26 protein-coding genes are annotated in these 25,312 nt (G+C 72.2%); 18 read left to right on the top strand and 8 right to left on the bottom strand.

The window, feature by feature from the left end:
• Positions 1-187: 187 nt before the first annotated feature.
• The 7 genes from EV684_RS11350 to EV684_RS11320 all read left to right on the top strand — a co-directional run bounded on the left by EV684_RS11350 (position 188) and on the right by EV684_RS11320 (position 7,931).
• A complete protein-coding gene (locus EV684_RS11350; RefSeq protein WP_132647263.1) occupies positions 188-1,885 on the top strand; it encodes a formylmethanofuran dehydrogenase subunit A in 1,698 nt (565 codons plus the stop codon).
• Positions 1,882-2,805, top strand: coding sequence for a formylmethanofuran--tetrahydromethanopterin N-formyltransferase (gene fhcD, locus EV684_RS11345; RefSeq protein ID WP_132647261.1), 924 nt, complete (start codon positions 1,882-1,884; stop codon positions 2,803-2,805). Before EV684_RS11350 ends, fhcD begins: the two co-directional genes overlap by 4 nt.
• On the top strand, positions 2,802-3,617 hold the full coding sequence (locus EV684_RS11340) for a formylmethanofuran dehydrogenase subunit C (RefSeq protein WP_132647259.1): 816 nt from the start codon (positions 2,802-2,804) through the stop codon (positions 3,615-3,617). Before fhcD ends, EV684_RS11340 begins: the two co-directional genes overlap by 4 nt.
• A 31-nt stretch (positions 3,618-3,648) precedes the next feature.
• Positions 3,649-4,182, top strand: a complete 534-nt coding sequence (gene fae, locus EV684_RS11335; RefSeq protein ID WP_132647257.1) for a formaldehyde-activating enzyme — start codon at positions 3,649-3,651, stop codon at positions 4,180-4,182.
• A gap of 8 nt (positions 4,183-4,190) precedes the next feature.
• Positions 4,191-6,059, top strand: a complete 1,869-nt coding sequence (pabB, locus tag EV684_RS11330; protein ID WP_132647255.1) for an aminodeoxychorismate synthase component I — start codon at positions 4,191-4,193, stop codon at positions 6,057-6,059.
• On the top strand, positions 6,056-6,724 hold the full coding sequence (locus EV684_RS11325; protein ID WP_132647253.1) for an HAD family hydrolase: 669 nt from the start codon (positions 6,056-6,058) through the stop codon (positions 6,722-6,724). The genes pabB and EV684_RS11325 overlap by 4 nt, the downstream gene beginning before the upstream one ends.
• A 112-nt stretch (positions 6,725-6,836) precedes the next feature.
• Positions 6,837-7,931, top strand: coding sequence for a methyl-accepting chemotaxis protein (locus EV684_RS11320; protein WP_132647251.1), 1,095 nt, complete (start codon positions 6,837-6,839; stop codon positions 7,929-7,931).
• A gap of 6 nt (positions 7,932-7,937) precedes the next feature.
• On the opposite strand, the gene EV684_RS11315 is transcribed toward EV684_RS11320, so the two are convergent.
• The 4 genes from EV684_RS11315 to EV684_RS11300 form a co-directional block, all read right to left on the bottom strand.
• Positions 7,938-8,585, bottom strand: a complete 648-nt coding sequence (locus EV684_RS11315) for a M48 family metalloprotease (RefSeq protein ID WP_132647249.1) — start codon at positions 8,583-8,585, stop codon at positions 7,938-7,940.
• Between the two features lie 89 nt (positions 8,586-8,674).
• Complete coding sequence (locus EV684_RS11310) at positions 8,675-9,304, bottom strand: response regulator (RefSeq protein ID WP_132647247.1); 630 nt, start codon at positions 9,302-9,304, stop codon at positions 8,675-8,677.
• Positions 9,301-10,701 carry a HAMP domain-containing protein gene (locus EV684_RS11305; RefSeq protein WP_132647245.1) on the bottom strand — a complete coding sequence of 467 codons (1,401 nt, stop codon included), beginning with the start codon at positions 10,699-10,701 and terminating at the stop codon, positions 9,301-9,303. The genes EV684_RS11310 and EV684_RS11305 overlap by 4 nt, the downstream gene beginning before the upstream one ends.
• Positions 10,698-11,660 carry an alpha/beta fold hydrolase gene (locus EV684_RS11300; RefSeq protein ID WP_242478473.1) on the bottom strand — a complete coding sequence of 321 codons (963 nt, stop codon included), beginning with the start codon at positions 11,658-11,660 and terminating at the stop codon, positions 10,698-10,700. The genes EV684_RS11305 and EV684_RS11300 overlap by 4 nt, the downstream gene beginning before the upstream one ends.
• A 159-nt stretch (positions 11,661-11,819) precedes the next feature.
• On the opposite strand from EV684_RS11300, the gene pqqA reads away from it, so the two are divergent.
• The 9 genes from pqqA (at position 11,820) to EV684_RS11255 (ending at position 18,124) form a co-directional block, all read left to right on the top strand.
• Positions 11,820-11,924 carry a pyrroloquinoline quinone precursor peptide PqqA gene (pqqA, locus tag EV684_RS11295; RefSeq protein WP_200222316.1) on the top strand — a complete coding sequence of 35 codons (105 nt, stop codon included), beginning with the start codon at positions 11,820-11,822 and terminating at the stop codon, positions 11,922-11,924.
• A 43-nt stretch (positions 11,925-11,967) separates the two neighbouring features.
• The gene (pqqB, locus tag EV684_RS11290) at positions 11,968-12,888 is read left to right on the top strand and encodes a pyrroloquinoline quinone biosynthesis protein PqqB (protein ID WP_132647243.1); all 921 of its coding nucleotides are present in this window, start codon (positions 11,968-11,970) and stop codon (positions 12,886-12,888) included.
• A gap of 7 nt (positions 12,889-12,895) precedes the next feature.
• Positions 12,896-13,603 carry a pyrroloquinoline-quinone synthase PqqC gene (gene pqqC / locus EV684_RS11285; RefSeq protein ID WP_132647241.1) on the top strand — a complete coding sequence of 236 codons (708 nt, stop codon included), beginning with the start codon at positions 12,896-12,898 and terminating at the stop codon, positions 13,601-13,603.
• On the top strand, positions 13,600-13,887 hold the full coding sequence (gene pqqD, locus EV684_RS11280; protein WP_132647239.1) for a pyrroloquinoline quinone biosynthesis peptide chaperone PqqD: 288 nt from the start codon (positions 13,600-13,602) through the stop codon (positions 13,885-13,887). The genes pqqC and pqqD overlap by 4 nt, the downstream gene beginning before the upstream one ends.
• Complete coding sequence (gene pqqE, locus EV684_RS11275) at positions 13,884-14,996, top strand: pyrroloquinoline quinone biosynthesis protein PqqE (protein ID WP_132647237.1); 1,113 nt, start codon at positions 13,884-13,886, stop codon at positions 14,994-14,996. The genes pqqD and pqqE overlap by 4 nt, the downstream gene beginning before the upstream one ends.
• A gap of 155 nt (positions 14,997-15,151) precedes the next feature.
• A complete protein-coding gene (locus EV684_RS11270; RefSeq protein WP_132647235.1) occupies positions 15,152-16,075 on the top strand; it encodes an alpha/beta fold hydrolase in 924 nt (307 codons plus the stop codon).
• Positions 16,076-16,096: 21 nt separating this feature from the next.
• Entirely contained in the window at positions 16,097-17,176 is a 1,080-nt protein-coding gene (locus EV684_RS11265; RefSeq protein ID WP_132647233.1) for a porin, read from the top strand.
• 61 nt (positions 17,177-17,237) lie between these two features.
• Positions 17,238-17,501: a hypothetical protein gene (locus EV684_RS11260; protein ID WP_132647231.1), complete on the top strand. Its 264-nt coding sequence runs from the start codon at positions 17,238-17,240 to the stop codon at positions 17,499-17,501.
• 47 nt (positions 17,502-17,548) lie between these two features.
• Positions 17,549-18,124: a carboxymuconolactone decarboxylase family protein gene (locus tag EV684_RS11255; RefSeq protein WP_242478472.1), complete on the top strand. Its 576-nt coding sequence runs from the start codon at positions 17,549-17,551 to the stop codon at positions 18,122-18,124.
• Here the strand turns inward: EV684_RS11255 and EV684_RS11250 are convergent.
• The 3 genes from EV684_RS11250 to EV684_RS11240 are packed head-to-tail and all read right to left on the bottom strand — an operon-like array spanning position 18,109 to position 21,658.
• Positions 18,109-18,879: an enoyl-CoA hydratase-related protein gene (locus EV684_RS11250; protein WP_132647227.1), complete on the bottom strand. Its 771-nt coding sequence runs from the start codon at positions 18,877-18,879 to the stop codon at positions 18,109-18,111. The genes EV684_RS11255 and EV684_RS11250 overlap by 16 nt on opposite strands.
• Positions 18,876-20,429, bottom strand: coding sequence for a 3-hydroxyacyl-CoA dehydrogenase (locus EV684_RS11245; RefSeq protein WP_132647225.1), 1,554 nt, complete (start codon positions 20,427-20,429; stop codon positions 18,876-18,878). Before EV684_RS11245 ends, EV684_RS11250 begins: the two co-directional genes overlap by 4 nt.
• Positions 20,429-21,658 (bottom strand): CaiB/BaiF CoA transferase family protein, encoded by a 1,230-nt coding sequence (locus EV684_RS11240; protein ID WP_132647223.1) that lies wholly within the window; start codon positions 21,656-21,658, stop codon positions 20,429-20,431. Before EV684_RS11240 ends, EV684_RS11245 begins: the two co-directional genes overlap by 1 nt.
• A 190-nt stretch (positions 21,659-21,848) precedes the next feature.
• On the opposite strand from EV684_RS11240, the gene pcaF reads away from it, so the two are divergent.
• Complete coding sequence (pcaF, locus tag EV684_RS11235; RefSeq protein ID WP_132647221.1) at positions 21,849-23,054, top strand: 3-oxoadipyl-CoA thiolase; 1,206 nt, start codon at positions 21,849-21,851, stop codon at positions 23,052-23,054.
• A 27-nt stretch (positions 23,055-23,081) separates the two neighbouring features.
• On the opposite strand, the gene EV684_RS11230 is transcribed toward pcaF, so the two are convergent.
• Positions 23,082-23,858, bottom strand: a complete 777-nt coding sequence (locus EV684_RS11230; RefSeq protein WP_132647219.1) for an enoyl-CoA hydratase/isomerase family protein — start codon at positions 23,856-23,858, stop codon at positions 23,082-23,084.
• A 424-nt stretch (positions 23,859-24,282) separates the two neighbouring features.
• Here EV684_RS11230 and EV684_RS11225 point away from each other — a divergent pair, with 424 nt between their 5' ends.
• On the top strand, positions 24,283-25,287 hold the full coding sequence (locus EV684_RS11225; RefSeq protein ID WP_165908469.1) for a Bug family tripartite tricarboxylate transporter substrate binding protein: 1,005 nt from the start codon (positions 24,283-24,285) through the stop codon (positions 25,285-25,287).
• The last annotated feature ends 25 nt before the right edge of the window (positions 25,288-25,312 follow it).

Below are 25,312 nucleotides of genomic sequence, written 5' to 3'. Positions count from 1 at the left end.
CCACTCGCGACACGCCACGCCGGTGGCTGCCGCGGGCGTCGGGTGGCCGGTGGAGTGAAGTATTAGGAGGAGGCCCGGCTTGCCGGGCCGGGGGACATGAACGGAACCGGCCACCCGGCGACCGCGGCTCGCTGCTGCTGAAGCACGCCGGCGTCAGCCCTGCCAAGGCAATCGTCCGGAACCCACGATGAGCAGCCTCCTGATCCGCAACGGCCAAGTCATCGACCCGGCCAACCCGAACAGCGGCACCGTGCGCGACATCGCCGTGGTCGGTGGCCGCATCGTCCAGCCGGAGCCTGGTCGTCCCCACGACGAGACGGTCGACGCCAGCGGCTGCGTCGTGATGGCCGGTGGCATCGATCTGCATACGCACGTCGGCGGCGGCAAGGTGAATCTGGCGCGGCTCTTGATGACCGACGACCACCGCGCCGAGGCCGGGCCCATCCCGCTGCCGACGAATGCGCTGGAACTGCCGTCCTGCGGCCACAGCACGCCCGGCACGCTGGCCACCGCCTACCGCTACGTCGAGATGGGCTACACCGCCGCCTTCGAGCCGGCGATGGTGCCCAGCAACGCACGCCACGCCCACATGGAGATGGGCGACATGCCGGTGCTCGACCACGGCGCCTACGTGATGCTGGGCAGCGACGAGCTGTTCCTCGAACTGCTGGCCGCCGGCGGCCCCGAGCAGCGCAACTTCGCGCAGATCCGCGACTACGTCGCCTGGACCGTCAACGCCAGCAAGGCGATGGGCGTGAAGGTCGTCAACCCGGGCGGCATCTCGGCCTTCAAGTTCAACCAGAGGAAGCTCGACGTCGACGAAGCCCACGTGCACTGGGGCGTGACGCCGCGCCAGGTGGTGCGCACGCTGGCGCGCGCGGTGCACGAGCTGGGCATGCCGCACCCGCTGCACATCCACGGCAGCAACCTGGGCGTGGCCGGCAACATCGCGTCGACGCTGGAGACCATCGAAGCGCTCGAAGGCCTGCCGGCACACCTGACGCACGTGCAGTTCCACGCCTATGGCACGGACGGACCTAAGAAGTTCTCGTCGGCCGCGCTGGCGCTGGCCGAGGCGGTAGACGCGAACCCGAAGGTCAGCATCGACGTCGGCCAGATCATCTTCGGCCAGACCGTCACCGCCTCGGGCGACACGATGCGCCAGCACGCGCAGTCGCATCTGGCCTCGCCACGCAAATGGGTCGGCGCCGACATCGAATGCACCGCCGGCTGCGGCGTCGTGCCCTTCCGCTACCGCGAGCAAAGCTATGTCAACGCGCTGCAGTGGGTCATCGGGCTGGAGCTCTTCCTGCTGGTGAAGAACCCCTGGCAGGTGGTGCTGACCACCGACCATCCGAACGGCGGCCCATTCACCAGCTACCCGCATCTGATCCGCTTGCTGATGGACCGCTCGTTCCGCGAGGAGCAGCTCGCCCGGCTGCACCCGGACGTGGCCACCAACTGCGCGCTGCGTTCGATGAGCCGCGAGCTGACGCTGGACGAGATCGCGGTGATGACACGCGCCGGCCCGGCGCGCCTGCTGGGGCTGGCCGACCGCGGCCATCTGGGCGTCGGCGCGGCGGCCGACATCGCCGTCTACCGCGACGAAGCTGACAGGGAGGCGATGTTCGCGACGCCGACCCACGTCTTCAAGGACGGCGCCGCGGTCGCACGTTCGGGCCGCGTGCTCGCGCTGCCGACCGGCGGCGTGCACTTCGTCGAGCCGGGTTACGACCCGATCATCGAGAAGACGCTGCGCCGCCACTGGGACCACAACCGCTCGATGCGCTTCGACCACGTGTGCATCACGCACGACGAACTCTGCCGCTGCGGCCACGGCGGGCGGCTGCTGCCGGCGGCGCTGTTCGACGGGAGTGAGGGATGAGCGAAGCCGTCGTGCTGAACGGCGTCGTCGTCGACGCCACCTTCGCCGAAGCCTTCCCGATGAAGGCCACGCGCATCGTCGTCACCGCGCACACGCCGCACTGGGCCGAGCAGGCGGGGCTGGCGGCCACCGGTTTCGCCACCTCGGTCATCGGCTGCGGCTGCGAAGCCGGCATCGAACGCCGGCTGTCGCCCGAGGAGACCCCCGACGGTCGCCCCGGCGTCGCGCTGCTGTTCTTCGCGATGTCGGGCAAGGAGCTGGCCAAGCAGCTGGAGCGCCGCGTCGGCCAGTGCATCCTGACCTGCCCGACGACCGCGGTCTACGCCGGGCTGGCCGACGGCGAGCCGGTGGCGCTGGGCAAAAACCTGCGTTTCTTCGGCGACGGCTGGCAGATCGCCAAGCAGATCGGCGGCCAGCGCCACTGGCGCGTGCCGGTGATGGACGGCGAGTTCGTCGCCCAGGAATCGACGCCGGTGGTCAAGGCCGTCGGCGGCGGCAACCTGCTGCTGCTGGCGCGCGACACCGACGCCGCGCTCGCCGCCGCCGAGGCTGCCGTCGCCGCGATGCGCCGCGTGCCGAACGTCGTGATGCCGTTCCCGGGCGGCGTCGTGCGCTCGGGCTCCAAGGTCGGCAGCAAGTACCCGGCGCTGTCGGCGTCGACCAACGACGCCTTCTGCCCGTCGCTGGTCGGGCTGGTGGCCAGGACCGAGCTGACGCCCGAGGTCGGCTGCGTGATGGAAGTCGTCATCGACGGCCTGTCGGCGGCCGACGTCGCCGCGGCGATGAAAGCCGGGCTGGACGCCGCGCTGGCGCTGGGCGCCGCCGGCGGGCTGCGGCGCGTCTCGGCCGGCAACTACGGCGGCAAGCTCGGGCCCTTCCACTTCCATCTTCACGAGCTGCTGCCCGGAGGCGCGCGATGAGCGGCTGGACGCTGACGCTGCGCCAGCCGCCGCCGCTGCGCCTGGACCTGCGCGCGCTGCAGCCGGCCGCGCTGGCCACGCTGGGCGCTGCCGAGATCTCACGCCTGCCACTGGGCCACGGACGCGGCACGCTGGCGCTGGGCGAATGTTTCGACGTCGCCGCGCGTGACGACGAGGCGCTGGTGATCGCCGGCGACACCGCCCGCTGCGACCGCATCGGCTGGCAGATGGCCGCCGGCCGGCTGCTCGTCGACGGCCCGGCGGGCGACCACGCCGGCGCGGGTCTGGCCGGCGGCACGCTGGACGTGCGCGGCGACGCCGGCGCGCTGGCCGGCTGCGAGATGCGCGGCGGCACGCTGGAGATCCACGGCCACGTCGGCGAGTTCTGCGCCGGCCCGCTGCCCGGCAGCCTGGACGGCATGCGCGGCGGCACGCTCGTCGTGCGCGGCGACGCCGGTGCGCGCCTGGCCGACCGCATGCGCCGCGGCACGCTCGTCGTCTTCGGCAATGCCGGCGACTGGGCGGCGTCGCGGCTGGTGGCCGGCACGGTGGCGATCGCCGGCCGCAGCGGCGTGCACGCCGGCTACGGCATGCGCCGCGGCAGCGTCGTCGTGCTCGGCAACCCCGACGCCGGCCCGCCCGCGCCCAGCTTCGTGCCGGCGCAGGACGACGTGACGGTATTCTGGCGACTGCTCGCGCGCGACCTCGCCCGGCACGGCGGCCCCTTCGCCGACCTGCCCCGGCGCGGCATCGTGCGCCACCGCGGCGACCTCGCCGCCGGCGGGCTGGGCGAGTGGATCGCCGTGCGCTGACCCTCTTCTTCGACGACCGCGAGAACCGACGATGCCCCGCGACTACCTCTTCCACGCCGGCGAAGCCACCGTGCTGGCCAAAGACGGCCAGTTCACCGACGCGATGCCCGAGATCCTGATCGGCCGCACCGACGGCCCGGTGGGCCAGGCCTTCGCCAACATGATGGCGCAGAGCAAGGGCCACACGGCGATGTTCGCGATCCGCGCCTGCAACCAGCTCGTGCGCCCGGCAACGATCATGGTGCCCAAGGTGACGCTCAAGGACAGCGCCAACATCGAGCTCTTCGGCGGCGTGGTGCAGAGCGCCACCGCCGACGCGGTGGTCGACTGCCTGATCGAGAACGTGATCCCGCGCGAGATGGCCCACGAGCTGTGCATCGTCAGCCTGGTCTGGATCGACCCGCGCTGCGCCCAGGACCCGAACCTGGACAAGCGCGACATGTACCGCACCAACTACGAGGCGACGAAGCTGGCGATCAAGCGAGCATTGAACGACGAGCCGTCGGTCGACGAACTCATCGCGAATCGCCACAAGATCAAACACGACATGGACGACTGGTCCTGAGAGCCACGATGGACGTCTGCGCGCTGCTCGACGACCGCGACGCCACGCCGGCGTCGACTACGAGCCGGCTCTACACCGGCTTCGTGCACGAGCACCGCTGCACCGACCCGGCGACGCTGGACGCGACCTGGGACGCCGTCGCGGCCGACCAGCGCGCCGGGCTGCACGCGCTGCTGCTGGCCGACTACGAGTGGGGTGCGAAGCTGCAGCGCGCCGGCACGGCGCGGCTGGCGGCCGACGACGGGGCCAGCCTGCGCGTGCTGATGTTCCGCCGGCTGGAACGCCTGTCGCGCGAGCAGGCCGACGCCTGGCTGGCCGCCCAGCCCGGCGCCGACCAGGCGGCCGGCGTCGGCGCGCTCGAACCCAGCGTCTCGCGCGACGAGTTCCGCGCCGCGATCGCACGCATCCACGAGGCCATCGCCGCCGGCGAGACCTACCAGGTCAACTACACCTACCGCCTGCACGGCCGCGCCTGGGGCGCGCCGGTGGCGCTGTACCGCGCCTTGCGCGCGCGCCAGCCGGTGGCTTACGGCGCCTACGTCGTGCTGCCGCCGGGCGGGCCGGCGACGCACCTGCTGTCGTGTTCGCCCGAGCTCTTCGTGCGCCACGAGGCGGGCGTGATCACCGCGCGGCCGATGAAAGGCACCGCGCCGCGCACCGGCGCGCCCGAAGGCGACAGCGAGACGGCGCGGCTGCTGTCGCTGGACGTCAAGAACCGCGCCGAGAACCTGATGATCGTCGACCTGCTGCGCAACGACCTCGGCCGCGTCGCCGAGGTCGGCTCGGTCCAGGTGCCGGCGCTGTTCTCGATCGAGCCCTATGCGACGGTGTTCCAGATGACCTCGACGGTGCAGGCGCGGCTGCGGCCCGAGGTCGACGCAGCGGCGCTGCTGCGCGCGATCTTTCCCTGCGGCTCGATCACCGGCGCGCCCAAGCTGCACACGATGGGCCTGATCGCCGGGCTGGAGACGACGCCGCGCGGCCTGTACTGCGGCGCCATCGGCTGGCTCGACGCGCCGCCGCCCGGGCGTGCGCTCGGCGACCTGTGCTGGTCGGTCGCGATCCGCACGCTCTCGCTGGCCGCCCCCGACGCCTGCGGCACCCGCGCGCTGACGCTGGGCGTCGGCGCCGGCATCGTGCAGGACAGCCGCGCCGACGACGAGTACGACGAGTGCCGGCTGAAGGCGCGTTTCCTCACCGGCCTGGACCCGGGTTTCGAGCTGATCGAGACCGTGCGCGCCGAGGCCGACGGGCGGATGCCGCTGCTGGAGCGCCACCTCGCGCGGCTGGCGGCCAGCGCCGCCGCGCTGGGTTTCGCACTCGACGCCGACGCGGCTCGGCGTGCGCTGCAGGCCGCCGCGGCCGCGGGTGCCGGCCTCGCCCAGCGCCTGCGGCTGACGCTGGCGCACGACGGCCGCATCACCGTCGTGCGCGCGCCGCTGGCGCCGCTGCCGCCCGGCCCGGTTCGGCTGCGCTGGGCCGAGACCCCGCTGCCCGGCCCGCGCCCGCTGGCCGCGCACAAGACCACCGACCGCGCGCTCTACGACGCCGGCGTGCGCGCCGCCGAGGCCGCCGGCGCCTTCGACACGCTGTTCTGCAACGCCGACGGCCGCGTCGTCGAAGGCGGCCGCTGCACGCTGTTCGCGAGGCTCGACGGCCGCTGGTGCACGCCGCCGCTGGCCGACGGCGCGCTGGCCGGCGTGCAGCGGGCGGCGCTGCTGGCCGACCCGGCCTGGGACGCGGTCGAACGGCCGCTGACGCGCGCCGACGTCGAACGCGCCGAAGCCCTCGTCGTCTGCAACGCGCTGCGCGGCGTGCTCGAAGTCGCCGACATCGCCGACACCGCCGCGGCCCGCGCCCCGGCGCTGGCCGGATGAGGCTCGCGCTCTTCGACCTCGACCACACGCTGATCGACTTCGACAGCGGCCAGGCCTGGACACGTTTCCTCGTCGCACGCGGCGCGCTGCCGCCCGACGCCGAGGCCTGTTACCTCGCCTTCTGCCACCAGTACGTCGCCGGCACGCTGGACATCCACGCGATGCACCGCGCGGTGCTGGCGCCGCTGGCCGCCCACGCGCCCGCGCAGCTGCGCGCCTGGCGCGAGGCCTTCGCCGCCGAGATCGCGCCGCGCCTGCCGGGCGCGATGCGCGACATCGTCGACGCGCACCAGGCCAACGGCGACTTGTGCGCCGTCGTCACCGCGACCTCGCGTTTCGTCGCCGAACCCTTCGCACGGGCCTTCGGCATCGAGCATCTGGTCGCCACCGAGGCGGTGCTGGACGCCGAAGGCCGGCCGACCGGCGAGATCGACGGCCTGCCCTGTTTCCGCGAGCACAAGCCGGCACGTGTCGCCGCCTGGCTGGCGGGGCTGGGCGCACGCACGCTGGCCGACTTCGGCGAGAGCTGGTTCTATTCCGACTCGGCCAGCGACCTGCCGCTGCTGCAGGCGGTGACGCACCCGGTCGCGATAAGGCCCGACGCGCGGCTGCGCGCGCACGCCCAGGCCGCCGGCTGGCCGGTGCACGACACGCTCCGAGCGTGACCGAACACCGCGGCGCCGGGGGTTTGTCAGGAGGCTGGCGGCCTCAAACAGGCCCGGCAGCACGCCGATCACAAGGCATGCAGTAGCGCCCACGGTGGCGCCGGAGGCCGCCATGGAATGGATTCGCCGCGTCAGCCTGGTGCAGCGCGTGACGATAGGCTTCGCGCTCAGCTTCGCGCTGTTCGCCGTGCTGGCCGTCGAAGCCCTGCTGACGACCCCGGCGAACCTGCTGGTCGCGTCGCTGGCGAGCTTCGGCGCGGTGGCCTCGGCGCTCACCGGCTGGGCGATCCGCGCCAGCATCCGCGTCACCGTCGAGCCGACGGTGCACTGCGTCTCGCGCATCGCCGCCGGCGACCTGGAGACGAAGATCGAGTCGCCCGGCCGCGACGAGATCGCCTGGCTGCGTGCCGAACTCAACGGCATGCGCAAGAAGCTGCGCACGATGGTGATGGAGGTGCGCCTGGCCGCCGGCAGCGTCGGCGAGGCCTCGCGCGAGATCGCCAGCGGCAACGTCGACCTGTCCGACCGCACCGAAAGCCAGGCCGGCGCGCTGCAGCAGACCGCCAGTTCGATGCAGCAGCTGGCCGACGCCGTGCAGCGCAACGCCGAGCACACGGCGACGGCGCGCACGCTGGTCGCCGAGTCCAGCGCCGTGGCCGACCGCGGCGCGTCGACGATGCGCAGCGTCGTGCAGCGCATGGACGAGATCCACGCCAGCGCCGCGCGCATCGGCGAGATCGTCGGCGTCATCGACGGCATCGCCTTCCAGACCAATCTGCTGGCGCTGAACGCGGCCGTCGAGGCGGCGCGCGCCGGCGAACAGGGCCGCGGCTTCGCCGTCGTCGCCTCCGAGGTGCGGGCGCTGGCGCAGCGCAGCTCGACCGCGGCGCGCGAGATCAAGACGCTGATCGAGGCCTCGTCGGCCCAGGTCGGCGACGGCGCGCGCCTGGTCGGCGAGGCCGGGCGCACGATGCAGGAGGTGCACACGAGCATCGCGCGTGTCTCGGCGCTGATCGGCGACATCGCCGAGGCCGGCAGCACGCAAGGTCAGGACATCGGCCAGCTCAGCGAGGCGATCGGCCGGCTCGACACGATGACGCAGCAGAACGCCGCGCTCGTCGAGCAGCTGGCCGCCGCGGCCAAGTCGCTGGAAGGCCAGTCGGACCGGCTGGGCACCGCGGTGACGAGTTTCCGCGTCGGCGACTGAAGGCCTTCAGCGCGCCGCGGCACGCTCGGCGATCAGCGCGCGCAGCGCCGCGACCCGTTTGCGTGTCGCCGGGTGCGTCGCGGTGTCGGGCTGCATGCCCAGGCTGAGGAAGGCGCCGACCGCGTCCTCGCTGGCGAAACCCATCCGGCCCAGCATCTCCAGCGCCCAGGCGTCGGCCTCGAACTCCTGGCGGTGGGCCAGCGCCGAGGCGTCGCGGCCCAGCGCGCCGGCCACCGGGTCGGTGCGCTCGGGCGTCACCTCGCCGGGCACCCAGCGGCGGTAGACGCCGCCCATCGCCGCCCAGTGCTCGCGCACGACGTGGCCCAGCTCGTGCGCGAGCACGAAGGTCCTCTGGCCTTCGGGCAGGTCGGCCAGGCGCTCGTGGGCGACGATGACGTGGCCTTGCAGGGTCTCGGCGATCGTCTCGCCGGTGATCACACGCAGCTCGACCTGGACGCCGGGTGCGGCGACGCCACGCAGGCGCTCGAAGCTGGCGCGCACGGCGGCCGCACGCGGGCCGTCGGGGGCAACGTGGAAGGCGTCCAGCCGCTGCTGCTGCGAGTGTTCCAGCACCTCGCCGATCGCCGGCGGATCGGCGGCCTGCGCCGCGGCCGTCCAGGCCACCACGATCCAAGCCGCCGTCGTCGCGCGCATCTCGCACCCCGCTGGCGGCGTCACAACCCTGCCGCCCACGCCCAATGTCCGGCAACACGCGTGCCGGGGAATCGGGTTTACCCGCGGCGCTACACCTGAATGAGTCCCCAGCGCAGTGCGACCAGCGTCAGCTCCGACTGGTTGCCGGCACCCAGCTTCTGCTTCACGTGGTACAGGTGGGTGCCGACGGTGCTGGTCGACAGCTTCAGGTCCTCGGCGATCTCGGCGACGCTGCGGCCGCGCGCCAGCTGCAGGAAGACCGAGAACTCGCGTTCGCTCAGCGCCTCGGCCGGGCTCGGGTCGCCCTTGACCTGCACCATCGCCAGCGCCCGTGCGGTCTGGGCGTCGACATAGGCCTCGCCGCGCGCGACCGCGGCCACCGCGGCGATCAGCGCCTCGGGCGCGGCGCGTTTGCTCAGGTAGCCCAGCGCGCCGGCGCGCAGCACGCGCTGCGGGTGCGCGGTGTCCTCGTGCGCCGAGAGCACCAGGATGCGCAGCTTCGGGTCCTGCGCCAGCAGGCGGCGCACGGCGTCCAGGCCGCCCATGCCGGGCATCGCCAGGTCCATCACGACGACGTCGGGCCTGAGCCGCGGCACCACGCTGCAGGCCTCCTCGCCGCTGTCGCATTCGCCGACGACCTCGACGCCGGCGTTGGCCAGCAGCATGCGGAAACCCATGCGCACCAGCGCATGGTCGTCGACGAGCATCACGCGGGTCATGCGGGCCTCGGGTCAAGCGGCGCTTCGGCGCTCGCGGGTTCGGGGGCGGCCTCGGCCGCGGCGCGCGGCAGGACGAGGCTCAGTTCGGCGCCGCCGCCGGGCGCCGGCGCCAGCGTCACCGTGCCGCCCAGCGCCTCGGCGCGTTCGGCGATCCAGCGCAGGCCGTAGTGGCCGGCACGCGGCGCGCCGCCGTCGGGCAGGCCGCGGCCGTCGTCGCGCAGGCGCAGCGTCAGCGTGTCGGTGTCGGCGCCGACCCGCAGCACCAGGCGGCGCGCGCCGCCGTGGTTCAGCGCGTTGGTCAGGCCCTCCTGCGCCGCGCGGTACAGCGCCAGCGCGGCCTCGGGCGCCAGGCGCAGCGCGCCGAGCTCGACCGCCACCTCGACGGCGACACCGGCATGCGCGGCGCGCGTGCGTTCGGCCAGGTCGTCCAGCGCCTCGGCCAGGCCGAAGGCGTCCAGCACCAGCGGCGCCAGCCGCGGGATGATGCCGTGCATCGCGTCGTACAGCCGCGAGGCTTCGCCGGCGATCAGGCGCGCGGCCTGCGCCGTGTCGGCGTCGGCGCCGGGGCGCTGGGCGATCGACAGCGCGATCGCACGCATCGCCGTCACCGACTGGCCGAACTCGTCGTGCAGCTCGCGCGCGATGCGCCGGCGCTCGTCCTCGATCTGGCGGTCGACCCAGCGCGCGAGTTCGCGCCGGTCCGACAGCTCGTTCTCGGCGCGCAGCGCCCGGCGTTCGCTCTCCAGGCGCTGCGCGACCTCGCCGACCATGCGGTTGAAAGCCTCGCCGATGGCGCCGGCCTCGCGCCCGGGCAGCGGCGGCAGCACGACGTCGAAACGCCCGGCCTGCAGCGCCTCCAGCGCCTGCACGATGCGGCCGAAGGGCCGCACGGTGCGCCGCACCAGCAGGTCGACGAGCACGTTGACGACGAGCAGCAGCACGGCCGCGCCGGCAACCAGGCGGACCAGATAGTCCCAGGCGTCGAGCGCCGCACGCGAGGCGTTGGAGCGCACCTCCAGCCGGCCGTCGGGAAAGTCGACCGCCTGCAGCGCGGGCCGCGGCGCGATCAGGCGCTCGAACCAGCCCGGCGCGTCGCGCCCGGCCTTGTACGGCGACGGCGGCGAGCGGTAGAGCACGGTGCCGTCGCCTTCGTACAGCGTCAGGTCGTTGCTGCGGATGCGGCCGATGCCCTGCAGATAGGCCAGCATCGCCGGCGTGCCCTGGGCCGCGTAGCGCAGCGCCGTGCGGTGCAGCAGCTGCGCGGCGACGCGGTTGGCGGCGACGACCTCCTCGTGCACCGAGGCACGCAGCACCCAGCCCTGCAGCAGCACGACGGCCACGGCGAAGAGCAGCGTCAGGCCGCCGACGATGAACCGGATCTGGGCGGTGAGCGTCATGCGCCGCCGCCGAAGTCGCCCCGCGCGGCCAGCGCCGCGAGCGCACCGACGCTGGCGGCGGCCATCGCCGGGTGCGCCGGGTCGTGGCCGGCGCCCGGCACCCAGCGCAGCGCAGCACCGGGCAGCGCCGCGGCGAGCGAGCGCGCGCCTTCGGGGCGGCAGACGCGGTCGTCGTCGGCGTGCAGCAGCAGCGTCGCCACCGCGGGCACGGCGGCGCAGCGCGTCAGCAGCGGTCGCTCGCGCAGCCAGCAGCCATGGCGCAGGTAGTGCACCTGCACGCGGTAGCGGTCGGCCAGCGCGGCGGCGTCTTCGCCCTGCACCGGGCCGCGGTCGCCGGCCGACGAGGACAGCGCACGCTCCCAGCGCCGCCAGGCCAGCGCGGCGGCCTCGGCGTGTTCGCCGTGCAGCGCCTGCTGCAGCGCCGCCAGCAGCTCCGGCACGGCGGCCCCGGCCGGCACGCCGGCCGCGTCGACCAGCGCCGCCCAGGCGGCCGGCGCGAGCGACGCGTCGAAGAAGGCGGCGAGGTCCTCGCCGCGGCCGAGAAAGGCCGAGCGCAGCAGCAGCGCGTCGACGGCCCCGGGTTCGTCGGCCGCATGGGCGAGGGCCAGCGTCGCGCCCCAGGAACCGCCGACGACGGTCCAGCGTGCGATGCCGAGTTCATGCCGCAGCGTGCGCAGGTCGGCGAGCAGATGCTCGGTGGTGTTGCGCACCGTCGCGCCGCGTGGGCGGCTCGCGCCTGCGCCACGCTGGTCGGGCACCAGAACGCGCCAGCGCGCCGGGTCGAAGACACGCGCCAGCAGCGCCGACCCGCCCGAGCCCGGCCCGCCGTGCAGCACCAGCGCCGGGCGGCCGCCGGCGGCGCCCCATTCGCGCAGCGCCAGCACGTGGCCGTCGCCCGTCACCCCCTCGTGCACGCGGCGCGGCGCGGTCTCGGGGAACAGGGGCGTCGGCTCGGCCATCACCCGGCCCATTCTGTCCAGCGCCGCGGCCAACACCAGGGGAGTTTCATGAATTTCACGAGGGCCGATTCATGACCGGGGGGCTGTGAGCGCGGCGGCCACGCGGCGACCATGGTCCACGGGAACACGAGTCCCGCGCGCACCGTCCGGTGCGTGCCCATGCTTCGAAGGAGACACACGATGCAGACCCCGCAATGGCAGACCCCGACCGCCATCGACTGGCGCTTCGGCTTCGAAATCACCCTGTACGTCGCGGCGCGCTGACGCCGCCGGCCGGCGCCCTGCGCCGGCCTCCCCGCATCGCACCATGCGCATCCACATCCTCGGCTCGGCCGCCGGCGGCGGTTTCCCGCAGTGGAACTGCAACTGCCGCCAGTGCGACGGCGTGCGCCGCGGCACGCTGCGCGCCCGGCCGCGCACGCAGTCCTCGATCTTCGTCGCACCCGATGGCGGCGCTGACGGCGTGCTGTTCAATGCCTCGCCCGACCTGCTGCAGCAGATCAAAGCCAACCCGGTACTGCAGCCGGCGCGCGGCCAACGCGACACGGCGATCGCCGCGGTGATGCTGGTCGACGGCCAGGTCGACCATGCGACGGGGCTCTTGATGCTGCGCGAGCGCGGACTGCCGCTGCCGCTGTGGTGCACCGACCCGGTGGCCGAGGACCTGACGCAAGGCCTGCCGCTGCTGCGGGTGCTGGGCCACTTCTGCGGCGTCGAACGCCACGGGGTCGAGCCCGACGGCCGCGCGTTCACGATGCCCGGCGTGCCCGGCCTGCAGTTCCGCGCCATCGCGCTGGCGAGCAAGGCCGCGCCCTACTCGCCGCACCGCGACGCGCCGGTGCCCGGCGACAACGTCGGTGTGGTCATCGAGGACACGCGGCGCGGGCGCAGCGCCTTCTACGCGCCGGGGCTGGGCGAGATCACGCCGCCGCTGTTCGACCTGATGTGCAGCGCCGACGCGGTGCTCGTCGACGGCACCTTCTGGACCGACGACGAGATGATCCGCCTGGGCCTGTCGAAGAAGACGGCGCGCGACATCGGCCACCTGCCGCAGTCCGGCCCCGGCGGCATGCTCGAGTGGCTGGACCGGCTGCCGGCGCGCACGCGGCGCCTGCTCATCCACGTCAACAACACCAACCCGATCCTCGACGAGGACTCGCCCGAACGCGCCGAGCTGGCACGCCGCGGCGTCGAGGTCTGCGAGGACGGCCAGACCGTCGAACCTTGAGCACGCCATGACCACACCCTGGACCCGCGACGAGTTCGAGGCCCGGCTGCGCGAGCGCGGCAAGGCCTATCACATCCATCACCCGTTCAACGTCATGCTGAACACCGGGCGCGCGACGCCCGAGCAGGTGCGCGGCTGGGTCGCCAACCGCTTCTGCTACCAGGTGGCTATTCCCCTGAAGGACGCGGCCGTCCTCGCCAACTGCCCCGACCGCGAGGTGCGGCGCGGCTGGGTGCAGCGCATCCTCGACCACGACGGCTTCGAGATCGGCGGCCTGCGCGACCCCGGCGGCATCGAGGCCTGGCTGCGCCTGGGCCAGGCCGTCGGGCTGACGCGCGAGGAGGTGCTGGACGAACGCCACGTCATCCCGGCGCTGCGTTTCGCCGTCGACGCCTACGTCAACTTCGCGCGCCGTGCGCCCTGGCAGGAGGCGGTGTGCTCGTCGCTGACCGAGCTCTTCGCGCCGGAGATTCATAAACAGCGCCTGGCCACCTGGCCCGAGCACTACCGCTGGATCGAGCCCGAGGGCCTGGCCTACTTCCGCAACCGCGTCAGCCAGGCCCGGCGCGACGTCGAGCAGGGGCTGGCGATCACGCTGGCGCACTTCACGACGCAGGCGCAGCAGCAACGCGCGCTGGACGTGCTGCAGTTCAAGCTCGACATCCTCTGGGCGATGAACGACGCGATGGCGCAGCGTTACGGCGTGACGGCATGAGCGCCAGCACCGCGACGCTGGACAGCCGCCCGCGCCTGGCACGCGGTTTCCGCTTCCAGTGGGAGCCGGCGCAGGGCTGCCACGTGCTGCTCTACCCCGAGGGCATGGTCAAGCTCAACGGCAGCGCCGGCGCGATCCTGGAGCGCTGCGACGGTGAACGCCGCATCGCCGACATCGCCGCCGAACTGCAAGCCGTCTTCGCGGCGCCCGAACTCGCCGCCGACGTGCTGGCTTTCGTCTCGATGGCCGGCGAGCGCCGCTGGCTGGCCTGGGACAGCGCATGACGGCGCCGCGCCCGGGCCCGCCGCTGTGGCTGCTGGCCGAGGTCACCTACCGCTGCCCGCTGCACTGCGTGTTCTGCTACAACCCGGTCGACTACGCCGCGCAGCCCGGGGAACTCTCCACCGCCGACTGGCTGCGGGTGCTGCGCGAGGGCCGCGAACTCGGCGCCGTGCAGTGCGGCTTCTCCGGCGGCGAGCCGCTGCTGCGCGAGGACCTCGAGGAACTCGTCGCCGAAGCCCACCGCCTGGGCTACTACACCAACCTGCTGAGCTCGGGCGTCGGCCTGACGCCCGAACGTGCCGCAGCGCTGAAGGCCGCCGGGCTGGACCACGTGCAGCTGTCGTTCCAGGACTCGACGCGCGAGACCAACGACTTCCTGTCGCACACCAAGACCTTCGAGCTGAAGCAGCGTGTCGCCGAGACGATCCGCGCCAACGACTGGCCGATGGTGATGAACGTCGTGCTGCACCGGCTCAACATCGATCACGTCGACCGCATCATCGAGATGGCGCACCGGCTGGGCGCCGAGTACGTCGAGCTGGCGAACACGCAGTACTACTCCTGGGCCTACCTGAACCGCGCGCAGCTGCTGCCGACACGCGAGCAGCTGCGCCACGCCGAAGCCGTCACCGACGCCTGGCGCACGAAGCTGGGCGACGAGATGCGGCTCTTCTTCGTCGCGCCCGACTGGCACGAAGGCCGGGCCAAGAAGTGCGTCAACGGCTGGGGCAGCATGTTCCTGACCGTCACGCCCGACGGCACCGCCCTGCCCTGCCACACGGCGAAGATGCTGCCGGGGCTGGCCTTCCCCAACGTGCGCGAGATGTCGCTGCGTTCGGTCTGGTTCGACAGCGAAGGCTTCGCACGCTACCGCGGCACCGGCTGGATGAAGGAGCCCTGCGCGAGCTGCGAGAAGAAGGAAGAAGACCTGGGCGGCTGCCGCTGCCAGGCCTGGCTCGTCGCCCACGACCCCGAGGCCGCCGACCCGGTGTGCCCCAAAAGCCCGCAGCACGGCCTGATCACCGAGGCGGTGGCGCGCGCCGAAGCCGGTGTCGCCGAGCAGCCGCTCATCTTCCGCGGCCCGGCCGAGTCGCGGCGGCTGGCGGGCTGAACCTGCGCCCTCTCCCGCGGCCTGCGAGCGCAGGCACGCGGTCGCTGCCGTCGTGCGATTCACGAAAGGCTGCATTGCAATGCCTGAGGCGTGCCTTCGAAATCGGTTGATTAACCTCGCATCGCTGACACAAGCAGCCATTGCGAGGCCACCCCATGTCCCTGCGCTCGAACGTTGCCGAATCCTGCATTGCAGCCGTGATCGCGGCGATGGCCACGGCAGTCACCCTTCCCGCCCGGGCCAGCGAGCCGGCGTGCGATGAAGCGGAGGTCCTTGCGCAGGCAAGCGTCGTCGAAGGAACGCTGAGCATCGGCGACGCCCGGTTGCGCTACTGGGACACGGGCGGCAATGGCCCGGCCGTCGTGCTGCTGCACCCGGGAACCGGCAACCTCATGAGCTGGACCCGGCAACAACCGGCACTGGCAGGCGCCGGTTATCGCGTGATCGGCTATTCGCGACGGGGCCATGCGGGATCGGACTCCGGGCCCGGAGCAGCGCCGCCGGCAGCGAGCGACCTGCTGCAGCTGCTCGATGCACTGAAGGTCCGCCGGTTTCACGCCGTCGGTGTTGCCGCCGGCGGCATCTACGCCACCGATTTCGCGCTCTCGCATCCCGATCGGCTGCTGAGCCTGACGATCGCCGGCAGCCTCGTCGCCATAGCCGATGCGGACTACATGAAACGCAGCTCCGCACTGCGCCCTGCCATTTTGAACCAACTGCCGTCCGAGTTCCGCGAACTGGGACCGCAATACCGGGCCAGCTGCCCGAGCGGCGTTGCCGCCTGGCTCGCGATCGAACGGGCCAATGCCATTGATCCTGCGGCACAGGCATCGGCGCGTCCCACGCTCGAAAACAGGCTCACGCTCGAGGCGCTGAAAACGCTGCGCATGCCGGTTCTATTGATGACGGGCGACGCGGACTTGTACACGCCACCGGCCTTGGCATTCGAAATCGCTCGAGCGTTCCCCGACAGCCGTACGCGTGTCATTGATGGCGCCGGGCATTCCGCCAATTGGGAACAGCCCCGAGCCTTCAATGCCGTGCTCCTCGAGTTTCTTGCTTCCACCACGCAGCGCTGAGCCGCATTCACCGAGGCCAACATGAAAATCAAAAGAGACATCCTCACCGCAGCCCTGGTTGGCGCCTCGGCCGCCAGCCCCGCCTTCAGCCAGGGAAGCGTCAGCATCTATGGCGTCCTGGACGTCGGCACCACGTACAACAGCAACATCGGCGGCGGCAGTCGCAAGAAGGTCGAAACACGACACGAGCCCAGCTACTGGGGCCTGCGCGGCCGGGAGGATCTCGGCGGCGGCCTGGCGGCGATCTATCAAATGGAGCAGAGCATCGCCGTGGACACCGGCGTGGCCAACGGATTCTCCCGTCAGGCGCTGGTTGGATTGAGCTCGACGCGCTACGGCACCCTGACCATCGGCCGGCAATACGACACCATCGTCGACCTGGTGGCCGTCGATCCGCCCCGGTTCAACTCGGTGACGGGCGTGCACGTGGGCAACTACGACCGCACGGCCGGGGTGTACGTGAACAACGTCATCAAATACCGCTCGCCGACCCTGGACGGCGTCAATGGCAGCCTGATGTACAGCCCGCAGGAAGACGGCAGCTCGACGACCAACAGCGGCAAATCGGTGGGCGCATCGCTGAACTACATCCAGGGCCCGCTGCGGGTGTCGATGGCGTACCTGAAGATCGAGGGGCTGACCTTGCGGCCGTTCGGCGACACCGGCATCGACCGGCTGTTCGGCGTCAGCTACGCCAATCAGGCGACAAAGACGGTCCTGTCGAACAACACCGTGCTCGGTCTGGGGGCGTATTACGACATCGCCGGCTGGCGAGTCCTGGGACAGCACACGAACACCAGACTCGAGGCCCTCGGCCGGACGGAAAAGATGCGCACGACCGCGCTCGGCTTCACGCGCGACCCGAACGACGTCGGCCTGCGGCCCGGCGCCGGCTTCAACCACACGCGCATGGCCGGCTCCACCTGGAACACCGCCTACAGCATCCTGGACTACTACCTGAGCAAGCGCACCGACGTCTACCTTCGGGTGCTGCATCAGCGCGCCAGCGGCACCAACCAGGTCGCGGCGCTGTACCTCGAAGGGCCGTCGTCGAAGTCGACCCAGACGGTTGTCGGTCTGGGCATGACGCACCGCTTCTGAGCGCGACGGCGCCAGGTCGCCGGGCCGGCTCGCCCATCCAACCGAACGGGAAGACTCATTCATGAGCCAAGCTACCGGCACGCCCGCCGGCTGGCATGCGCTGGCCCGCCTGTCGATCGCCGCGTGCGCCTCGGCGGGCGCCGGCGCCCAGGGCCTGGTGGACCGGCTCGCCATCCAGGACTGCTTCGAGCGCTGGGGCGGGGCCGATGACGAAGCGCGCCTGGAGATCGTGCGCGCGCGCAAGGACGACGACGGGCGCTGGCGTTTCAGCCGGTTCGTGATCGGCATGGACCACGACGCGGGCCGCCGGCCCGACGTCCGCTGAAGCGGGGCCGCGACATGCCGCGCATCAGGCTTCTCGCCCCGGCCGAGATGGACGCCGAGCAGCGCCGGGTCCACGACCAGATCGTGTCGGGGCCGCGCGGCAGGATCCAGGGGCCGCTGCGCGCCGCCCTGTACAACGCCGAGCTGGCCGACCGCTGGCAGGCCCTCGGTGAGCTGCTGCGCTATCGCACACGCCTGACGCGCAGGCAGTCGGAGCTGGCGATCCTGCTGACCGGCAGGGCATGCCAGTCGCCGTTCGAGTGGTACGCGCACCGCCAGGAGGCCGAAAAGGCGGGCATTGAAAGCGCCGTCATCGACGCGCTGCTGGCGCGTGAACATCCGCAGGGGCTGGACGCCGACGACGATGCGGTCGTGCGTTTTGCAGCCGAGCTCAACCGGTTCAACTCGGTGTCCGACGCCACCTACGCCGTCGCGTTGCAACGTTTCGACGCGCAGACCCTGGTCGAGCTGACGGCGCTGGTCGGCTACTACACGATGGTCGCGATGACCCTGAACGCCCACGAGATCCCGCTGCCCGCCGGCGTGGAGCCGGCCTTTCCACTGCCGCAGCACCAGGCCGTGCAGGACGCAGCGGCGGCACCAGCGCCTCAGCGGCCGCGATAGGCCGGCTTGCGCTTGTCGAGGAAAGCCTGCATGCCCTCGCGCTGGTCCTGGGTGTCGAACAAACGCTCGAACAGGCGCCGCTCCAGCGCCAGCGCGGTGTCCAGCGGCACGTCCGCACCGAGGCGCAGCGCCTCGCGGATCGACAGCACGGCCAGCGGCGGCATCTGCGCGATCTGCAGGCCGAGCTGCGTCGCCCGTTCGACGGCCTGGCCAGGCGGCACGAGCTGGCTGACGAGGTTGGACGCGTAGGCCTCGCGGGCCGGGATCGTCTGGCCCGTCAGCGTCCACAGCGCGGTCTTGTGGCGCCCGGCCGCCCTGAGCAGGCGCTGCGTGCCGCCGGCGCCGGGCATGATGCCCACCCGGATCTCGGGCTGGCCGAACTGCGCGTCCTCGGCCGCGACCACGATGTCGCACGCCAGGGCCAGTTCGCAGCCGCCGCCCAGCGCATACCCTTCGACCGCGGCGATCACCGGCTTCGGTGACTGGCGCAGCGCCTGGAAGACACGGTCGGTGTCCAGCCGCAGGTGGTCGGTGGGCGACATCGACGCCATCTCGGCGATGTCGGTGCCGGCGACGAAGCAGCCGCCGGCACCGGCCAGCACGATGACCGCGACCTCGTCGTCGGCTGCGTGCCCCTGGAGCGACTCGACGATCTCCCGCTTGACCTGCAGGTTCAGCGCGTTGCGGCGCTCCGGCCGGTCGATCGTGACGAGGCCGACACGCCCCTGCCTGCCGTGATGCACCAGGCGCGTCATGGCGCCATCCCGCCAGGCAGCGTGCACGCGCCCTGGCGCTGCAAGCACAGCGAAGGCCGGTAGCGGTCCTCGCCGCAGGCGGCGCCGAGGTGGCGCAGCACGCTCAGCACGTGGTCGAACCCCAGCGCGGCGCCCCAGGCCAGCGGCCCGAGCGGGTAGTTCACGCCGTGCTGCATCGCCGCGTCGATGTCCTGAGCCGACGCGATGCCGTGCTGCAGGGCCTCGGCGGCTTCGTTGACCAGCATGGCCACCGTGCGCGTCACCACCATGCCCGGCGCATCGTCGAGCAGCGAGACCTTCTTGCCCAGCAGCGTGAAGAGTCCGATGGCCTTGTCGACGTGTTCCGGCGAGGCCTGCGCGCAGGCGGCCAGCGCCACGCGCGGGCAGCGGCTGAAGTCCAGCGCCAGATCGAACAGCAGCACCGGCTCGCCGAGCGCCTGCGCGCGCGCCGTCGCGCTGCGCCCGTCGCACAGCGCGACGACATGGCCGTCGACACGCAGCAGCCCCGGTCCGTCGACGAGCTCGAGTTCGACCTCGCCGCACGTTCGCAAGAGGTCGACGAGCGAGCGCGCCGGACCGAGAGCACCCTCGACGCGGACCTTGCGCGGACGCTGCGCGCGGGCGCCGACGTCGCTCACGGCGGGCGGCGCTGCCGCCTCGCCATAGTCGAAGAAGCCGCGGCCGCTCTTGCGGCCCAGCCAGCCCGCGGCCACCAGTTCCTGCTGCAGCGGCGAGGGCCTGAAGCGTGGCTCGTGAAAGAAGGCTTCGTAAACCGACCGGGTGACGGCGAAGTTGACGTCGTGCCCGATCAGGTCCATCAGCTCGCAGGGGCCCATCCGGAAGCCCCCACTGTCGCGCATCACCGCATCCAGCGTGGCCGGCGTCGTCGCCTGGTCCTGCAGCAGCCGCAGCGCCTCGGCGTAGAACGGGCGCGCGACGCGGTTGACGATGAAACCGGGCGTGCTGCGGCAGGTCACCGCCACCTTGCCCCAGGCGCGCGCGGTGGCGTAGGTGCTCTGCACGACCTCGGGCGCCGTCGACGCCCCGGCGATCACCTCGACCAGCGGCATGACCGTGGCCGGGTTGAAGAAATGCATGCCGACGACACGATCCGGCCGCGCCAGCCGCCCGGCGATGGCGGTCACGGACAGCGACGAGGTGTTGGTCGCGATGATGGCGTCGGGGCCGACCTCCTGCTCGACGGCGCGCAGCACCGCGGCCTTGGCCTCCAGCTGTTCGACGATCACCTCGATGACCAGCCCGACCCCGTGCACGGCCGAGCCGGCCGGCGCCGGCGTCACCCGTTCGAGGATTGCATCGCGCTGCGCGCTGTCCAGCCGCTGGCGCTGCACGCGCCGCTCCAGGTCCTGCGCGATCTGCGCCCGCCCGCGGTCCAGGGCAGCGTCACTCGTGTCGCGCAGGTAGACCCGGTGCCCGGCCGTGGCCGCCACCTGGGCGATGGCGCTGCCCATCGTGCCGGCACCGATGACCAGCACCGCGCGCTGCGCGGCCAGCGCGGCGCCCGCGTGGCCGGTTGGCAGCGAGGTCATCAGACGGCCCCGCTGGCGCGCAGCGCGGCGATGTCGGCGCCGCTGTAGCCGAGTTCCGCCAGGATCTCGTCGCTGTGCTGCCCCAGCAGCGGCGGCGCCGGGCGCGGCGTCAGCGGGGCCGCGGCAAAGCGCATCGGCGACATGACCTGCGGCACGTCGACGCCGCAGGGGTGCGGCACGTGCTGCAGCATGCCGCGCGCGCGCACCTGCGGGTCCTGGAAGACATCGGCCACGCTGTTGATCGGGCCGCAGGGCACGCCGGCTGCGTCGAGTGCGGCGATCAGCCGTTCGCGCTCCCAGGCGCGGAAGTGTTCGCGCAGCAGCGCCGACAGCGCCGTGATGTTGCGCACCCGCTGCGCATTCGTGGCAAAACGCTCGTCGGCGGCCCATGACGGGACTCCGAAGACCTCGCACAGCCTGGCGAACTGGCCGTCGTTGCCGACCACGAGGATCACCTCGCCGTCGGCGCAGGCGTAGACGTCCTGCGGCTGGATGTTCGGATGGGCGTTGCCGTTGCGCTGCGGCACCCGGCCCGAGACCAGGTAGTTCATGGCCTGGTTCGCCAGCGTGGCCACCTGGACGTCGAGCATGCCGATGTCCAGGGCGTCGCCGACGCCGGTCTCGTTGCGCCGTGCCAGCGCCGCCAGCACCGCCACCGCGGTGTACATGCCAGTCATCAGGTCGACGATGGGCACGCCCACCTTCTGCGGGCCGCCGCCGGGGCGGCCGTCCTTCTCGCCGGTCACGCTCATCAGCCCGCCCATGGCCTGGATCAGGAAGTCGTAGGCCGGCTGGTCGCGTCGCGGGCCGGTCTGCCCGAACCCGGTGACCGAGCAATAGATCAGACGCGGGTTGAGCCTGCGCAGCGAGGCCTCGTCCAGGCCGTAACGCGACAGCGTTCCGGCCTTGTAGTTCTCCAGCACGATGTCGGCCTGCATCGCCAGCTGGCGCACGACGCGCTGGCCCTCGGGCTTGTCCAGGCTCAGCGTGATCGAGCGCTTGCCGCGGTTGACGGCCAGGTAGTAGCCGGCCTCGCGAGTGTCCCGGCCGTCGGCATCCTTCAGGAAGGGCGGCCCCCAGGAACGCGTGTCGTCCCCGGCACCCGGGCGCTCGACCTTGATCACGTCGGCGCCGAGGTCGGCCAGGATCTGGCCCGCCCACGGCGCGGCGAGGATGCGGCTCAGGTCCAGGACCCTGACGTGGGACAGAGGGCCGTTGCGGAGGGTCATGGTGGTGGCTGGTCGCTGAAGCGGTGCCGGCGACTCTAGGCAGCCGCCGCCGTCGGGCATCGCCGTGGCCTGCAAGGCTGCCCTGCGTGCGGCGCAATGCTCGCCGCGTGCATAGCTGCCTTGCAGGCGGTGAGGCAGGCGCAGCCACCGCCCTTGGCTAAGGTGGCGCCGAACCCGAGCGAGGACCTCCATGAACCGCCAAGCCTTCATCTGCGACGCCGTGCGAACCCCATTCGGTCGCTACGGCGGTGCGCTCTCATCCGTGCGCGCCGACGACCTGGGAGCGATCCCGATCCGGGCGCTGATGGCGCGCCATCCGCATCTCGACTGGGCCGCCGTCGACGACGTCATCTTCGGCTGCGCCAACCAGGCGGGCGAAGACAACCGCAACGTCGCACGCATGTCGGCCCTGCTCGCCGGCCTGCCGGTCGGCGTGCCGGGCAGCACCGTCAACCGCCTGTGCGGCTCGGGGCTGGACGCCGTGGGCAGCGCGGCGCGCGCGATACGAAGCGGGGAGGCGCAGCTGATGATCGCCGGCGGCGTCGAGAGCATGAGCCGGGCCCCGTTCGTGATGCCCAAGGCGCAGAGCGCGTTCTCGCGCCACAGCGCCGTGCACGACACGACGATCGGCTGGCGCTTCGTCAACAACTTGATGAAGCAGCAGCACGGAGTCGACTCGATGCCGGAGACGGCCGAGAACGTCGCGGCCGAGTTCGGCATCGAGCGCGCGGCGCAGGACCGGATGGCGCTGGCGTCGCAGCAGAAAGCCCTCGCCGCGCAGCGCGCGGGCTTTTTCGACAGCGAGATCGTGCCCGTGTCGCTGCCGCAGAAAAAGGGCGCGCCGCTCGTCGTCTGCGCAGACGAGCATCCGCGCGAGACCTCGCTGGAGGCGCTGGCCGCGCTCAAGGGCGTCGTGCGCCCCGACGGCACGGTGACCGCCGGCAACGCGTCCGGCGTGAACGACGGCGCCTGCGCGCTGCTGCTGGCCGACGAAGCATCGGCCCGGCGCCACGGGCTCACGCCGCGGGCGCGTGTCCTGGGCATGGCCTGCGCGGGCGTTGCGCCGCGCATCATGGGCTTCGGCCCGGCGCCGGCCGTGCGCAAGCTGCTCGCCCTCACCGGCCTGAGCCTGGAGCGCATCGACGTCATCGAACTGAACGAGGCTTTCGCCGCCCAGGGGCTGGCGGTGCTGCGCGAGCTCGGCCTGGCCGACGACGACGCACGGGTCAACCCGAACGGCGGCGCCATCGCGCTCGGTCATCCGCTGGGCGCCAGCGGCGCCCGGCTGGTGACGACGGCCGTCAACCAGCTGCAGCGCACGGCAGGCCGCTACGCGCTGTGCACGATGTGCGTCGGCGTCGGGCAGGGCATCGCGCTGATCATCGAACGCGTCTGAGCGGCGCGCCGCTGCCCGGTGCCGGGGTCAACGCCCCTTGAACACCGGCGCACGCTTCTCCTTGAAGGCGAGCTGGGCTTCGCGCGCGTCTTCGGTCTTGCCGATCTGCGCCGTCATGTCCTGCTCGTAGCGGTAGCCGTCGCGCAGGCTCATGTCTTCGATCACGTTCAGCGTGTGCTTGCCCATGCGCGTGGACACCGGGCTCTTGGCGGCGATGGTGTTGGCGATCTCCCAGGCCGTGGCCAGCAGGTTCTCCGGCGTCGTGCAGGTCTCGGCCACGCCCAGCCGATAGAGCTCGGCGCCGTCGACACGCAGGCCGGTGAGCGCCATGCGGCGCAGCCGGGAATGGCCGAACAGGCGCATCGCATGGCGGCAGCCGCCCAGCAGGCCGACATCCACCTCCGGCAGGCCCAGCGAGGCCTTCTCGGACGCCACGATGATGTCCGACGAAGCGACCATCGCCAGGCCCGACCCCAGCGCCGCTCCGTTGACGGCGGCGATCACCGGCTTGGCGCACTCGCGGATGGCGTGGAAACACTCGCGTGTGCGCCGCGAGTGCGCGGGCAGGTCGCCGGGGCCCTTGATCGTCTCGGCGCGGCCCTTCAGGTCGGCGCCCGCGCAGAAGACCTTGCCGTCGCCGGTCAGGATCACCGCGCGCACCTCGTCGAGTTCGGAGATCCGGTCCAGCGCCTCGGTCAGTTCATCGTTCAGGATTCTCGTCAGCGCATTCACCGGCGGGGCGTTCAGCGTCAGCAGGGCCACGTGCCCGGTGATCGAAACCCGCAGCTGGCTCAGGTCGTGCACGGCGTCTCCAGTCCGAAGTTCATGAACGCGTCAGCGTAGGCGGACGACGCCGGTCCGCATGCGTGGAAGCTGCAGAGCTGCTTTGCAGGCTGCGACGTGGCCCGTGCACACGGAGAGCCGGGCGCGGCCCCGGCCGGCAGCGTCTGCACAAGCTGCAGGGCTGGTTTGCACGATCTGCGGCACGAGCCGCGCGCCCCCCGGCCACGATTCGCTCCGACAGCCAGGGACAGAACACGCAGGAGCGATCCACCACCGCCTTCGCAGCCCAGTGGGCCGGGACGCCCCGGTGGGCACGCACGGCCGGCGCGCAGGCGGCAGCACGGCAGACTGCGGCTGCCGGCGACGGCGCCGATCGGGCTTCGCCGTTGCGCGGTGTCTCGCAGGCGGGCGCGCCCGGCGTCGACAACACCAAGGAGACAAGACCATGTTCAGAACACCGCAGCACGGCCACGCCATCGGACGCGCCGCCTGCCGGCTCTTGCTCGCGGCTTCGGCCTGCCTGGCGGCCACTGCCGCCGCAGCGCAGTCCTGGCCCGACAAGCCGGTGCGCCTGGTCGTCACGACGCCGGCGGGAGGCCCGATCGACTCGCTCGCCCGCATCGTCGGCGAAGCGGTCGCCAGGCAGACCCGGCAGACCGTGATCATCGAAAACAAGGCCGGGGGCTCGGGCGCGATTGCGCTCGGCTACACGATCAAACAACCGGCAGACGGCTACACCCTGCTGATCACGGCCAACGCCGCGTTCTCGCTGGTGCCGATCCTGCGCTCGATGCCCTACAAGCCGCTCGAGGACTTCTCCTTCATCGGGCAACTGGCCTACACGCCCAACGTCTTCGCCGTCGCATCCTCGGTGCCGGCCAGGAACATGAAGGAACTGGTCGCGCTGGCCAAGGCGCAGCCGGGCAAGCTCAACTACGCCATGATGCTCGGGGTCCCCCACCACCTCGACTTCGAACGCTTCAAGAAGGACACCGGCACCGACATCGTGCTGGTCCCCTACACCGGCGGCGCGCCCATCGTCACCGGGCTGCTCGGGGGGCAGGTGGACGTGACGCTGTTGAACGCGCCGCTGTTCGCCGAATGGGCCCGCTCCGGCAAGCTCCGGGTGCTGGCCACCACGGCCAGGACGCGCATCGCGCAGATGCCGGACGTGCCCACGCTGGCCGAAGCCGGCTTCGGCAACCTGAAGCTCGCCGAGGGCTCGTTCTACTCGCTGGCCGCTCCGGCCGGCATGCCCAGGCCGCTGGCCGACAGGATCTATCAGGTCTTCAGCGCAGCCCTCTCCAGCCCCGAGGTCCGCACGAAGCTGCAGAGCATCGGCTTCGAGACCAGCCTGCGCGACGGCAGCGCCCTGAGGGCCGACCTGGCGCAGGAGTTCGGCGACAACCAGGCCCTGGTCAAGGCACTCAACATCAAGCTGAGCGACTGAGGCGGGAGGCGTCCTTGGCCAACTC

The organism is Rubrivivax gelatinosus (assembly GCF_004340905.1).
GTDB lineage: Bacteria > Pseudomonadota > Gammaproteobacteria > Burkholderiales > Burkholderiaceae_C > Rubrivivax > Rubrivivax gelatinosus.
The sequence above is the reverse complement of the archived record's forward strand: the minus strand, read 5'-3'. Positions and strand labels throughout refer to the sequence as shown.